Annotated in this window: 12 protein-coding genes; 9 read left to right on the plus strand and 3 right to left on the minus strand. The window is 59.4% G+C overall.

Going from position 1 to position 12,805, the window contains the following annotated elements; translation table 11 throughout:
* Window positions 1-590: 590 nt before the first annotated feature.
* The 3 genes from ABIB54_RS17150 (at window position 591) to ABIB54_RS17160 (ending at window position 4,229) form a co-directional block, all read left to right on the plus strand.
* On the plus strand, window positions 591-1,703 hold the full coding sequence (locus tag ABIB54_RS17150) for a phosphotriesterase family protein (RefSeq protein ID WP_354576743.1): 1,113 nt from the start codon (window positions 591-593) through the stop codon (window positions 1,701-1,703).
* Between the two features lie 213 nt (window positions 1,704-1,916).
* Window positions 1,917-2,987 (plus strand): phosphotriesterase family protein, encoded by a 1,071-nt coding sequence (locus ABIB54_RS17155; protein ID WP_354576754.1) that lies wholly within the window; start codon window positions 1,917-1,919, stop codon window positions 2,985-2,987.
* 129 nt (window positions 2,988-3,116) lie between these two features.
* Window positions 3,117-4,229, plus strand: coding sequence for a M20 family metallopeptidase (locus ABIB54_RS17160; RefSeq protein WP_354576744.1), 1,113 nt, complete (start codon window positions 3,117-3,119; stop codon window positions 4,227-4,229).
* A gap of 705 nt (window positions 4,230-4,934) precedes the next feature.
* Here the strand turns inward: ABIB54_RS17160 and ABIB54_RS17165 are convergent.
* Window positions 4,935-5,096, minus strand: coding sequence for a hypothetical protein (locus ABIB54_RS17165; protein WP_354576745.1), 162 nt, complete (start codon window positions 5,094-5,096; stop codon window positions 4,935-4,937).
* A 256-nt stretch (window positions 5,097-5,352) separates the two neighbouring features.
* On the opposite strand from ABIB54_RS17165, the gene ABIB54_RS17170 reads away from it, so the two are divergent.
* Together ABIB54_RS17170 and ABIB54_RS17175 are read left to right on the plus strand one after the other, a co-directional pair.
* The gene (locus ABIB54_RS17170) at window positions 5,353-5,679 is read left to right on the plus strand and encodes a hypothetical protein (RefSeq protein WP_354576746.1); all 327 of its coding nucleotides are present in this window, start codon (window positions 5,353-5,355) and stop codon (window positions 5,677-5,679) included.
* Between the two features lie 38 nt (window positions 5,680-5,717).
* Window positions 5,718-6,871 (plus strand): IS3 family transposase gene (locus ABIB54_RS17175; RefSeq protein ID WP_354576747.1). Its coding sequence is split into 2 segments (ribosomal slippage): window positions 5,718-5,991 and window positions 5,991-6,871, totalling 1,155 coding nucleotides; the frame shifts between segments, so codons are not numbered across the junction.
* Window positions 6,872-7,215: 344 nt separating this feature from the next.
* On the opposite strand, the gene ABIB54_RS17180 is transcribed toward ABIB54_RS17175, so the two are convergent.
* On the minus strand, window positions 7,216-7,791 hold the full coding sequence (locus ABIB54_RS17180) for a hypothetical protein (protein ID WP_354576748.1): 576 nt from the start codon (window positions 7,789-7,791) through the stop codon (window positions 7,216-7,218).
* Window positions 7,792-8,073: 282 nt separating this feature from the next.
* Between ABIB54_RS17180 and ABIB54_RS17185 the strand changes: the two genes are divergently transcribed.
* From ABIB54_RS17185 to ABIB54_RS17200, 4 genes are all read left to right on the plus strand, one after another.
* Window positions 8,074-8,934 (plus strand): DUF5677 domain-containing protein, encoded by an 861-nt coding sequence (locus ABIB54_RS17185; protein ID WP_354576749.1) that lies wholly within the window; start codon window positions 8,074-8,076, stop codon window positions 8,932-8,934.
* 57 nt (window positions 8,935-8,991) lie between these two features.
* Window positions 8,992-9,705, plus strand: coding sequence for a DUF6338 family protein (locus ABIB54_RS17190; protein ID WP_354576750.1), 714 nt, complete (start codon window positions 8,992-8,994; stop codon window positions 9,703-9,705).
* A gap of 466 nt (window positions 9,706-10,171) precedes the next feature.
* A complete protein-coding gene (locus ABIB54_RS17195; protein ID WP_354576751.1) occupies window positions 10,172-10,648 on the plus strand; it encodes a hypothetical protein in 477 nt (158 codons plus the stop codon).
* Between the two features lie 298 nt (window positions 10,649-10,946).
* Entirely contained in the window at window positions 10,947-11,342 is a 396-nt protein-coding gene (locus ABIB54_RS17200; protein ID WP_354576752.1) for a VOC family protein, read from the plus strand.
* A gap of 119 nt (window positions 11,343-11,461) precedes the next feature.
* Here the strand turns inward: ABIB54_RS17200 and ABIB54_RS17205 are convergent, their stop codons facing one another.
* Window positions 11,462-11,962, minus strand: a complete 501-nt coding sequence (locus tag ABIB54_RS17205; protein WP_354576753.1) for a low affinity iron permease family protein — start codon at window positions 11,960-11,962, stop codon at window positions 11,462-11,464.
* Between the last annotated feature and the right edge of the window lie 843 nt (window positions 11,963-12,805).

Genomic DNA, 12,805 nt, shown 5'->3' on the forward strand with positions numbered 1-12,805 from the left:
GGACAGCGCGCTCACGCAGCGCAGGATCGATCTTCTTCGGCATGACATACATCCTTCAACTCAAAAGGATGCGGCATCAAACCCGGGGCGCTTCAATGAGCACCTCTGGAGTTTATGAATATGTTCTTTTGGAGCATGGTTGTGGTCGATGCGACGAGATGTCAGACGAATGTGTCCGACGGCCTCGGGCGAGCGAAGCGTCGTGCATCACCTTGCGATGCCTAACCACGCGGCGCCTCGATTATTTATCTGTCAACGGCAAGAACCTTGGTCATTTTTACGTTGACGCAGAGCGCGGTATCCAATAAGTTCGCGGTGGGAAATGCTTTACCCAAAACCGCGGCTGGAAAACCGGCAGTGCACTTTGCCAACTATTGGATCAACGAATATGCCAGGTATCGCGACGCGAATCCGCTCCGTATGACTGCCAGACAGATCGCGAGCCTCGCAGCCCCAGCCGCCACCCAGCTGGCGTGGCAGTTCGTTCCGTGCCGCCTGCTTGAAGACTCGGGCACAGCGTGGCATACCGTGCACACGGGGACAGCCGCGCCGGCCCATCACTTTGTTGTGGCTATCGTAGGAACCTGCCGATGAATCCTGATCCCCTGTCGCGAGCCGACGACGCATGCGTCCTCGTTCAGACTGTCACCGGTCCTGTCAAAGTCGACGAGCTGGGTATGACGTTGACACACGAGCACCTATTCGGGGACCTATCAGAAGCTGTCCACGCGCCGGTCCGATCTTTCCCTGTAGGCCTGGCGGAAGCCACAGTGACGGCGAACATTGCATGGCTACTGCGAGAGGACCCGTACGCGAACCGAGACAATGCCCGGATCGGCGCGGATCAAGGTCTGATTGTTGCTGACGAGTTGACTGCGCTGGTGTCGGCCGGCGGGCGAACCGTCATCGACAGCAGCACCGGCGTGGAACGCCAACCTGCGGCACTCTTGGACCTGGCTCACCGCACGGGTCTGCAGATCGTAATGTCGGGTGGTTGGTGCCTGTCGCATGGAGATGTGCACACCCTGACTGCAGCAGATGTGTCAAGGATGACAGCAGAACTGGTGGGTGAGATCCGAGATGGTGTGGAGCTGCCAAGTGGTGAGCGCGTGCGGGTGGGCTCGATCGGGGAAATTGGGGTGGGCCCCTCGTTCACCGCGGCGGAGCGGGCTACATTGGTGGCTTCATGCCTAGCCCAAGTTCAAACAGGGGTGCCGTTATTCATCCATCTTCCGGGATGGCAACGGCGAGGTCATGAGGTGCTGGACATCGTGGCTGAGTATGGAGTGGACCCGTCAGCAGTCGTGCTGTGCCACATGGACCCGTCGGGTAAGGACACGATCTACCAGCGCGAGATCGCCGATCGGGGTGTCTGGCTGGAGTTCGACATGATCGCGATGGACCTGAATTTTCCTGGTGAGGGGCAGTCACCCTCTGTTCAAGACACAGTCGATGCTGTCTCGGGCTTGCTCAGTGATGGACATGGGGACCGAATCCTGCTCTCCCACGACATTGGCCTGAAAGTGCAGTGGGCTCGCAATGGTGGGAGCGGGTTCGCCTACGTCCCAGTGGCCTTCCTCCCGCGACTGATCGACGCGGGCGTAGACGCCGCGACCGCACACGGATTAATGACCATCAACCCCGCCGCGCTTTTCTCTGCCGCAGCGCGGACAACACCCCACGCCCCCGGCAATGCGCCCTGATCAATCCCCCCCCTGTCCGCCCAACCTGCAAGGAGTTCCCATGGCGCTTGGCTTCATCGTCGAAGAATCCTGGGTCGTCCATTACGCACGCCAGAATTCATTCCGCTCCTTTGTCAGCAGGGTCTGCGAATGTAAATACCTGTTCGACAAACACGTCACTTGGCTCGCAGCATCATGAATACTCCTACCCCCGGAGGTTCCACGACGCCAGTAATGGTGCAGACAGTGACTGGCCCCGTACCTGTCGCGGAGCTCGGTATGACTCTCCCTCACGAACACATCTTCAATGACCTGACCGAGGCGTTCTACCCCGGTATCCGGCCTTTCTCTCGAGACCTCGCGCACGCGACCGTCACGCCCGCAACTGCATGGCTTCTGCGTGAAGACCCCTATTCCAGCGCTGACAATTGTGGCTTCGACGAGCGGGATATGGAAACGATCGTCGCCGAGCTGGCGCCGTTCACGAATGCTGGCGGTCGCACGATCATCAACAGCACTACAGGTGTCGGGCGACGCCCCGCCTCACTGGTCGAGACCGCTCACCGCACGGGTCTGCAGATCGTAATGTCGGGTGGTTGGTGCCTGTCGCATGGAGATGTGCACACCCTGACTGCAGCAGATGTGTCAAGGATGACAGCAGAACTGGTGGGTGAGATCCGAGATGGTGTGGAGCTGCCAAGTGGTGAGCGCGTGCGGGTGGGCTCGATCGGGGAAATTGGGGTGGGCCCCTCGTTCACCGCGGCGGAGCGGGCTACATTGGTGGCCTCGTGCCTAGCCCAAGTTCAAACAGGGGTGCCGTTATTCATCCATCTTCCGGGATGGCAACGGCGAGGTCATGAGGTGCTGGACATCGTGGCTGAGTATGGAGTGGACCCGTCAGCAGTCGTGCTGTGCCACATGGACCCGTCGGGTAAGGACACGATCTACCAGCGCGAGATCGCCGATCGGGGTGTCTGGCTGGAGTTCGACATGATCGCGATGGACCTGAATTTTCCTGGTGAGGGGCAGTCACCCTCTGTTCAAGACACAGTCGATGCTGTCTCGGGCTTGCTCAGTGATGGACATGGGGACCGAATCCTGCTCTCCCATGACATGTTCCTCAAGACCATGTGGGCTCGCAATGGTGGGAGCGGGTTCGCCTACGTCCCAGTGGCCTTCCTCCCGCGACTGATCGACGCGGGCGTAGACGCCGCGACCGCACACGGGTTAATGACCATCAACCCCGCCGCGCTTTTCTCCGCCGCGGCCCGGACAACACCCCACGCCCCCGGCAATGCGTCGTGATCCATTCGTCCCCGTTGCTCTCGAGGAAGTCTCGTTGTCGGTGCTTCCCGAATTGAGCTTACTTTCTTGCCACTTCATCTCACTGGTCCATCGTTCGACAACTGACCCAGTCGCGCTCGGCGGATGAACATGGAGGAGCGCGTCCCCCTTGACCTTCTCGCCGCCCTGATCAGGATCAACTCGACCTCAGGTTCGCCTGGCGAATCAGAGGTTATCGATTACGTTGGAGACTGGTTCGGTCCTCATACTGCCTCCAGAGTGTTCGTTTCGAAGGATCATCACGGACGAAGCAATGGACTGCTTGTCTTGCCATCTGTTGATTCCGGCGAGCGCGTCCTTATTTTTGCTTGCCATGCCGATGTCGTCCCGGTCGGAAACGCCGCCGACTGGACATCCCCGCCCTTTGAACCGAGGGTAGATGAAGGGCGACTCGTCGGTCGTGGATCTTCGGACATGAAATCCGGACTCGCCGCGGCGATGATTTCGATTGCATGGCTTCACGAGTCGGGGGCGCGCGTGGCTCTCGCGGTGTCAACCGGAGAGGAGGTTGGCTCCGTCGGAGCACCGACGATAGTGAATTTGATCCGGGATTCACAGATTTCGACCGGGGCTATGGTCATCCCGGAATCGACCAACAATAAAGTGGTTCTCGGTCATCGCGGCGCTCTCTGGCTTGGCGTGGAAACAACGGGAGTCGCCACGCACGGCAGCACTCCCGAGCTCGGGCGAAACGCGATTCTCTCGATGGCGCGGATACTCGGGCGCATCGGTGAAGTTCCGTTGACCACACATCCCCAGCTCGGTGCGGAGACAGTTAATGTTGGCACCATCGACGGGGGAACTGTGCCAAATGTTGTGCCAGATCATGCTCGGATACGAGTCGATCATCGCGTGGTGGATTTAGACGTCGGAAGGATCATCGATTGGTGGCGCAACCAACCAACAGTGTCCAACGTCAGTATCGACTTGGCCCTGGTACCGGTATGGACAGCAGCAGATGATCCCTGGGTGGCAAGCCTTCCCTCAGAGGTTTTAACCACTCCGGCAGCCTATTTCACGGACGCATCCGTCTTCACCGAAAGTATGCCTCCTGCTCCGGTTGTCGTGTGGGGTCCGGGGGATCCGACCTCCGTTCACTCCGCGAATGAGTCAGTCGATCTCGCCTCCCTCGACGAGGCGATTCGTTTGTATAAAAGGGCCGGAATTGATTGGCAAAAACGCCAAGACCGGCTGCTTCCGTAAAAAGGGACGTGTGCAATTCATCAGTCTCGTTTCCGCAGCCAGGCGAGTTCGCGACCCTATGCGCATCGATAGCGTCTGGTCACCGCGCCAATATTGACCGCCGCGTCACCACCGCTGGGCCAACCAAGGACAACGACTGGTCTTTCGCCCGCGAACTTGCGTCGGTCCTGGAGGAGGATTCGAAGCCAGGACGACCTCTAAGACTTGGAGCAGATCACGCCACACGCTCTTCGGCGGACGGTTGGCACGCTCCTGGCGAAGGAGATTTCCCCCGAGTACGCAGCCAAGTACCTCGGGCACGGACATGGCACCTCGGTCCTCTACGCCCACTACGTGAAATTCATAAACGAAGTGGACGACGCCGGCAGCGGAGCACTTGACAACCTGATGCCACGCAGACCGCTGGACTCCTGACGCCCGCGCGTCAAATGACGAAACCCCTGCCATCTCGGCAGGGGTTTCGTCATAGCAGGTTGCACTATTTCGGTGAGTAACCGGTGAGTTTCTCAGTTGTACGCCGGCTCAAGCTTCGTTGGCCAGCGCTATAAGCGCTGGTCCGAAGGCATAAAAAGTGCACCCCCCCGGACTTGAACCGGGAACCCACTGATTCTAGGTCTTATTGTCGCAATTTCCCCGCGATCGCGGGAACTGCAGTGGTCACTAACTCGTGGAATCAACGCTTACTCCACGAAAATAGAGTTCGTACTAGTCCTGCGGGGCCTCATTCAGCAGGGTCGGGAATCTCGACTGGGGATCAAGATCGATCGTTGCATTGATACCTGTGGCGATCCAATCGAGATCCGGCTCGCCACACTCGGTGCCACGCTCGACAATCTCCAAGTGCCGCATGCGGTTCGAATCCGTCATGGCCCCAAGCGTATCGAGGAGTGTGGCTGTGGCGACAGACTAATCGGCATGCCAGCTCCGGGCGTCCGTTGCTATCCAAATAGGCCAATTGCCACTCTTGATCGACACGCGGCCCATCAGTTGAATGATCCGAATCGTTTTTTTTGCTTCGACCGATTCGGCCAAATACAACGCTGAGATGCGTTTCGATCTCGTGCATAAGACGCTCGGGAGATTCTTTTGATCGAAGCAACACCTTCTTTCAAGGTGGTTTCGCATGTATCTCTCGTCCGCGTCGGCAGCTGGTGTTCGGTTCTTGGCCGCGATCAAGGAGGGGCGCGGTCTCAAACGTTCCGCCCGGGAAGCGGGGGTTAATAAAGAGGTTGGCTATCGCTGGCTGCGTGAGCGCTACTTGGTGCTGCGTCGCGCCGGCAAGACCATGGTCGAGACGACCGCGGAGTTGGGGTTCACCACGTCGAGGTTGCTGGCGTGGGAAGCAGACGTCACCCGGGACACGGATCGCCATCATCTTCGTGTTGACGCCCGTGCGGAGGACGCGTTCTGGGCGGCGTTCGGGACTGCTGTCGGTTTGATTGACTCCTGATTTGTGAGGATTTCGATTCTCACGAAAGGATGTTCAGCATGCCGAAAGCATTTCCCCTGGAGTTCCGCCGCGACGTTGTTGCCGTCGCCCGGAAGAACGAGGCTCCGATCGCCCGGGTGGCGAAGGACTTCGGAATCTCCGAATCGTGTCTGCAACGCTGGTTGAAACTCGCCGATATCGAGGACGGCAACCGGCCCGGGGTGACCCAGGCGGATGCGGCCGAGTTGCGGGAGGCGAAGAAACGGATCCGGCTGCTGGAGCAGGAGAACGAGATCCTCCGCCGGGCGGCCGCGTATTTGTCGCAGGCGTCGCTCCCAAAATGATGTTCCCGCTGGTCCTCGAACTGGCCGCCGACCGGAAGATTCCGGTCGCGGTGACCTGCCGGGTGCTGGGCTTCTCCAAGCAGGCATATTTCGTCTGGCGGAGGAACCCGGTGTCGTCACGCGACTGGGATAACGCCCACCTGATCAACGCCGCCCTGGCCATCCATGGCGACGAGCCGGGGTTCGGGTATCGGTTCATCGCGGACGAGATCGAGGCGGAGTCCGGCATTCCGGCGTCGGAGCGGCGTGTGTGGAGGCTGTGTTCACAGCAGAGGATCTGGTCGCATTTCTCGAAGAAACGCGGCCTGAACCGCAAAGCCGGCCCTCCCGTCCATGACGACCTCGTGCAACGCGACTTCACCGCGCAGCGGGCGAACCAGCTGTGGTTGACCGATATCACCGAGCATTGGACCGACGAGGGCAAGCTGTATTTGTGCGCGATCAAGGACCTGTGGTCGAACCGGATCATTGGTTACTCGATCGATTCTCGGATGACGGCGGAGCTCGCGGTGGCGGCGGTGCGCAACGCGGTCGCCCTCCGCGATGTCGACGGCACGGTCCTGCATTCGGACCGAGGATCCCAATTCCGGTCCAGGAAGTTCGTCGAGTTGCTGCGGCAGGAGGGCATCACCGGTTCGATGGGGCGGGTCGGCGCGTGCGGTGACAACGCCGCGATGGAGTCGTTCTTCGCGCTACTGCAGAAGAACGTTCTCGACAAGAAGAAGTGGCGCACCCGGCAGGAACTTCGCCTCGCGATGGTGACCTGGATCGAACGGACCTACCATCGCCGCCGCCGCCAGCGAGGACTCGGCAGACTCACCCCGATCGAGTTCGAGATAATCAATTCACAAGCCGCCCACGCGGCCTGAAACCCCAAACAAGACGAGTCAACTAAACCGTCAGCAGTCCCCCCACGTGATGCGTGAACTCAATCAGCGACCCCGGAAAACTCTCGACTATGACACCCCGCAGAGCCGTTTCAAATCCGAGCGTGACACGCCCGCACGCGCGCTGAGATAGCCTTTCAAACACGGGCCACAACAGCCCAAAATCGTCCAACTGTTGCGTCGACCAATAGAAACCACCGCCCGGTCATCGGGCTTATAGTCGGGCGGCTCAAACGGCGATCTTCCGACCAGCAAGGAGCTCAATCCCAGTAATCACACGGATGCGTCCGTTGATCGTCCGGCTTACGGGCAGGCGCAGGGAATCGTTAAGGGGTGCCTGCACTCTCATGCGGGAGCTGACATTGACGTGGCACGGGTCCGTTGACCTCATGGCAGAGGACATCCAGAAGCTGCTTGTAGTCCGAAGTGAATCGTTTCTCGTTGTAGTCCAGGTTAAAAGTCTGTGTGCCCGCCGTTGGCAGAGCGCCCGCCATTCCCGAGGCAAGCTCCCAAGCCCGAAACGAACCGTAGACGTACACCTTGTTTAGTGCGCCTTGGAATGTTGGCCTAGCCTTGTTAAACGCGCTGAGCACGCCATGGCTGTCGTCGAGAGTGAACGTCTGGCCGGAGCTGGCTTTCGACCTCATCTCCTCTTGGAGTTGTAAAACTGTGCCCTGGTATGCGTCCGCAGCGTCGAGAAAATCGAAGTAGACCGTTGCTCGGTCAGAGCGTTGGGTGGCGCTGGTGGCAGCACCTATCTGAGCAGATATTGTCGCTTGAGTGATGGTTGCATTAATTGCTCCTCCAATGACCACTCCTAGGACGCCAATGATTGCCGCGACCAGGGGCGTTACGCCCTGCCACCAGCGCACAGGTGCTGTGAGGTCACTTTGCTTGCCCATCCCCCGAAACTATCAGTGCCCTTCCGGGTCAGTCCGTTGATGGTCCGGTAAACGAACTCTAAAGGCATCTCGATCAATGCTCGGCGCCGGACGTCAGGTACCGGCGAGGTTTCTCGACGTAGGCCAGTCAGAGGGCGAAGTGCGTCGACACAATCGCCGCCGAACTCCACTCTGTGCTCGGGGTCGCCGTGGACGACTTCGAGTTCGCGGACGTCTTGGACCGCGTGACCGCCGATCGCGGCGTTGCGCTGAAGTGACGGTTGCCTCGCGTAAGTTCCGAGTATGACGAATGATTCGCGCGCGCCTACCGTGCCGTCGATCACTGAATCTGTGACCATACTGAGACGACTGCTCGACATTTGGCGCAACTCCGAGCTTGAGTCGTCAACCGTGCCGATTCTGGAGAACCGAGTAGAACGAGGGATGTTTGTTCTTGGCCAAGCTGACCACGCCGCTGGGATGACGGACGCGATACTTGTTCTCGTTGAACAGGAGATGTTCGTTCAGACCGCGCCGCTCGTTCGTTTGACTTTGGAATGCGCCGTGACCGGCGTTTGGTTTGCGGTCACGCCAGGGTCGGGAACCGCTGGCACGAAGGAGGCGGCGCGCGCGCGGGCGGTCCTTGATATAGCGATGGAGGATTTGGCCGACCCGGCCGGACGCGTGACTAGGGAAAATGTTCGAAACGCGGAGAAGGCTCGAAAAACAATGAAGGCAAGGTCGAGCGGCCAGAAGTCTTCGACGAGCAAAGTCGAAGGAGAAGCGAGCAACCTAGAACAGCGCGCCATTTCGTTAGCTGGAGCAGATTGGTTCTACCCGTACTACCGACTGCTCTCGGAGTACTCGCATGCTGGCGCGGCGCTACTGGAGCATTATGGTCGGCCAATTGACCCGACCCCTGCGAATCCCTTTGGTCTCGAATACGACCCGAAGCGCGAGTGGGAGTGGGCAGGAATCGCGATGGGCGTGCAAGCCGTAGCCCTAATAACCGCCCTAAAAGCTTGGGATGATCTGGCTCCTGACCATCCGATGAGAGATCGCTTGGACTCGATTGCTGAAGACATGGGAACCGCCTTGGTCCTGAACAGAAAAGTCGATAGAAACGAACGCGACCCCCACGAGCGGCAAGTGCCGATTGACTGAAGGGTGACCCGCGTCGCGTCGGATCTCGCGTCGATTGCGCGCTAGTGTGTGTCGCAAATGACGCTACCCACTACGTTCTTCGGCATTTTTGCCCTGCTCGCCCTCTTGCTGCCTGGAGTGGTCCATTCGGCCGTCCGTACGGCTAACCAAGGATTCACGGCTGCGGATCGAGTCCTCGGCGAGAGAATCCTCCAGGCGATACTTACCAGCGTTGTCCTCGACGCTTTTTACTTGATCGTTCTGGGCAGTTGGCTTGCTCCAATGGTGAAGGTCGGAGAGAAGGTCGTCATTCAACGGCCGGGTCAGGTTGGCTGGGCGCTTCTGGTTTTGGGGGTCATCATCCCGGCTCTTGCGGGCCTTGTCATGTACGGCAGAGTTCCTCTCATCCGAATGCTCGTCCAGGCCATTGGCAACCGAGCCCCGGGCTGGTTGGTGAATGTATTGCCTAAAACGGGCTACAACAGCACGCCCACTGCTTGGGATTGGGTATCGGTCAGGAAAGGCGGTCGGTGGGTGCGGATACTCACCGGTGAGGGGCGCTGGCTCGGCGGCTGGTTCGCTGACGAATCTTTCGTCAGCGTCTATCCAGAACCGCGCGATATTTATTTAGCGGTCCAGTGGATAATGTCACCTGAAGGCGAGTTCCTCGAACAAGCCAAGGGCGCTTCAGGCGTGTGGCTATCGCTGGAGAATGCGCAACTCGTGGAATGGACCGAACCAACCGCTGATGCTGCACAAGTAGACCCGAACGCAAGGGAGTCCAATGGCTGACCAGCCTGACCGCACGCCAACACGTTTGACCGAGGGCTATCGCCCCTTGAACACCCGAGGGACGTCGCCACTCACCAAAGGTGCACAGCCTTCGTCGACCACCCCGGCGCCGTCCTCCAACCCTCCGGCAGGGCCTCCTGCAAGTTCGCCGAGGCAAAGAAAGTAAGCGACGCTCGAGCGGGCTGGGCGCCCACCTGAGACGACGAAGAGCGCTCGGCTGTCGAGGAGAACGACCCCAAGTCTGTCGCGCTGACCGTTCCCGTTGTTTCGGCCCTGATTGCGTAGTCTCGGTAATGACTAAGGGGGACAATCGTTGAATAAATATGCTCTGTTCGCATTTATCGGGGGGCTCTTAAGCGTCGGCGCATTAGCCGAACTTCGTCGGGCCGGGAAAGCGCCGGCTAAGGTGGCGCAACCGGTTGGTCCGGGCGTGCAGGTTGCGCCCAGAAGCCTAATGTCGCCTAGTTTGGACCTCTTCAACAACACCACAATTTCGTTTGTTCTTCGAATCCTCACTCGCATATTTGTCTTTGGGGTGACTGGTGCCGCCGCGATCCAGCTCGCGCGCTCGGTGGCTTCGAGCACCTACGGTGATGGCTTCTGGAACGCTCTGGTTTGGACTGCTGGTGCAGCCGTTGCCATTTGCATGGAGGCGCTATGGGCCCGATATATGTCGTATCGCCGCGAATGGTGGCTTGGAGAAGTCGCGCAGATTGTCTGGTCCAACTTCGACGTAACTTGGCCAGAGGTTGCTCAAACAACGCGTTACTTGCCAACGGCGCGCGGACACCTAGGCAACCGCCATTACACCTTGCGTGCAAAGCCGGATTGGCTTGACGGCTCCAAAGTCACTCTGCAGATCGAGGTTCCTACCAAACGCAAAGAGATTTCCGTCCAGGTCGCGGTAAATGGCGAGCTTCGGCCCGCGCCGCGGAGGGCATAGTCGCAGCATATCCATAGTGGGAAACCGTTGGTCGCGCGCGCGGAGGGCGCATTTGATGGAGCGATGCCCATGAACACCGACGGTTACAGCAAGGACCGACGGAACGCCGGAGGGAGCATTAACCCTAGCAATTTGAAGATCACGAGAGACGATGCCCGCTGCCGGGACGCCTGTTGGGACACCGCGCGCCGATTTCAGACGGCCACTGAAGGATCGCGAGTGATCACGTCTAACCTGCATCGCCGGTAGCAGTCGAGCATCATCCGTTACCGTGGACTCCCGAGATCAAGGAGACACCATGAGGTTGCACCATGTGCAGGTGGCATGTTCATCCGGAGCGGAGGACACAGCGCGACGGTTTTACGGCGACGGCCTCGGGCTTGCGGAGGTGGAGAAGCCGGATGATCTGAAGTCCAAAGACGGAGTGTGGTTCAGAGCGATTGATGACGTCGGGCAAGTGACCGCGGAAATCCACATTAGCGTGGAGGATCCTTTTGTGCCTGCACTCAAAGCGCACCCCGCTCTGCAGGTTGCCGACGTAGCTGAGCTTGAGACTGCCGCAGAACGGCTGAACGACCTCGGGTTCCATGTGAATTGGAGCCAGCGGTACAACTTTCCGGGGAACGAGCGGTTTCACTCAGCCGACGGTGAAGGAAACCGGGTAGAGCTTCTTGCGCCCGTCGAGGCTGCGTGAAGCGCCCATCGCTCCAATCGGATCCCGCCCTGAAAACTGAGCTTGTCGCACGAGCCGTTCCGCTTGAGGGCGGCCCTTTTGGCTAAAAACTGGCCTCTAGCGCTTTCCTGGCCGATGGTTTACGTCGGGGAATCCGCGATGGGGTGGATTGTGTCCGTTCCGAGGGCTCGTTCTCGGTGGGCCTGGCTCAGGTCTGTCAACGCTACCAATTCGTCGTCCGACGCTCCCTCCAATGCGATTAGACGGTCGTCAGCGGTCGGTTGGGCGCGCAGCAACTCGTCGAGCTTTCGTTGCGTTACCGCTTGCTGACGTGCTTGCGTGTGCTGGAGGGCGAACACCATCACGACTGTCACGGATGAACTCACCACGAAGAGAACGTTGTCCCACCATGAGGGAAACCCGGACGCGATTCCGAACAGGACCCACGCCACAATGGCTGCAGCGGCTATCGATCCAGCAGCGGCATGCTCGCTCACGCGACCAATACGATGCAGGATTCGGCTGCTCCAATGTCTCTGAGGCGGTACCACCGATTCGTCCCGAGTCATGGCACGGGATCTTTCTAGACGTTCCCGGCCCTTGGCATAAACCGGATCGTCATCCCTGTTCGAATTCTTCACGCAGATCAGATTAGGCGGCCTCGCCTTTGAACTGCTGTGCTCTCCCGCGCACCTCGCCCCGGGCGCACGATCCAGTGTGTAATCATGGTCGGTTGGACAGCCAGAGACTCCCGTGGCGCGTAGGGCACGTCACCCTTTGAGGTCGATACTTTCCCTCTCAACCGCCCCCAGCGCAGGGCAAATGCCGACTTTCCATGATCCCTCTCAGCCTCCTTCCGTGACACAACAGAAGACGGATGTGGTTTGAGCCCGCGGGATGGAGACCTTTGCAACAGGCGCTCGGCGATGTGGTTGCGGGTCATGTGTTTGCCGAGAGCGATTCGCCTATCGGGGTGCCTTGTCAGGTTCGATTTCCTGAATCCTCTACCCGATCTGACAATCTCGGTTGCTTTCCAATGCCGACAGCCGTTCCCAAGTGACACAGCGTTGAGTACTGCGAACGAGCCTGGATCTGTCGCAGTGATCGTCGGGCTCGCGGGCGGTCGGGAGGCTTCGCATCGTCCCCTCGATAAGTACCTCGCCGCCATCTTCGGTGGCGGCTCACGTCATGAAATGCGACGCGCGGATCGGGCCGCGGCGTCACTAGACGGGGTGATTGATTCGGCCCAATTTAGGTCTTGGTTTCTAAGTGATGCTGATGACGTGCTTCGCGGTTGCGGTGCCGTCAGCGGTCAAGTCCCAGGTAGTGGTGTAGCCGGTTTTCCTTCGAGCTAAGGATTATGCGCTGAGGGCCAGTTCTGGTTCGGTTACCTCGCTTCCGGTGTCGGGGACGAGGGTGAGGCGGGATTTGGCGAGGATGTCGAGGCCGAGGTAGCGGCGGCCTTCGGCCCATTCATCGGTCTG

The organism is Frigoribacterium sp. UYMn621, from assembly GCF_040549525.1.
In the GTDB taxonomy this organism is placed as follows: Bacteria; Actinomycetota; Actinomycetes; order Actinomycetales; family Microbacteriaceae; genus Lacisediminihabitans.

Excerpts from the sequence above, each read along its gene's own strand:
- ABIB54_RS17150 (WP_354576743.1), top strand. The coding sequence starts at position 591 with ATGAATCCTGATCCCCTGTCGCGAGCCGACGACGCATGCGTCCTCGTT.
- ABIB54_RS17155 (WP_354576754.1), top strand. The coding sequence starts at position 1,917 with ATGGTGCAGACAGTGACTGGCCCCGTACCTGTCGCGGAGCTCGGTATG.
- ABIB54_RS17160 (WP_354576744.1), top strand. The coding sequence starts at position 3,117 with ATGGAGGAGCGCGTCCCCCTTGACCTTCTCGCCGCCCTGATCAGGATC.
- ABIB54_RS17165 (WP_354576745.1), bottom strand. The coding sequence starts at position 5,096 with ATGACGGATTCGAACCGCATGCGGCACTTGGAGATTGTCGAGCGTGGC.
- ABIB54_RS17170 (WP_354576746.1), top strand. The coding sequence starts at position 5,353 with ATGTATCTCTCGTCCGCGTCGGCAGCTGGTGTTCGGTTCTTGGCCGCG.
- ABIB54_RS17180 (WP_354576748.1), bottom strand. The coding sequence starts at position 7,791 with ATGGGCAAGCAAAGTGACCTCACAGCACCTGTGCGCTGGTGGCAGGGC.
- ABIB54_RS17185 (WP_354576749.1), top strand. The coding sequence starts at position 8,074 with ATGACGAATGATTCGCGCGCGCCTACCGTGCCGTCGATCACTGAATCT.
- ABIB54_RS17190 (WP_354576750.1), top strand. The coding sequence starts at position 8,992 with ATGACGCTACCCACTACGTTCTTCGGCATTTTTGCCCTGCTCGCCCTC.
- ABIB54_RS17200 (WP_354576752.1), top strand. The coding sequence starts at position 10,947 with ATGAGGTTGCACCATGTGCAGGTGGCATGTTCATCCGGAGCGGAGGAC.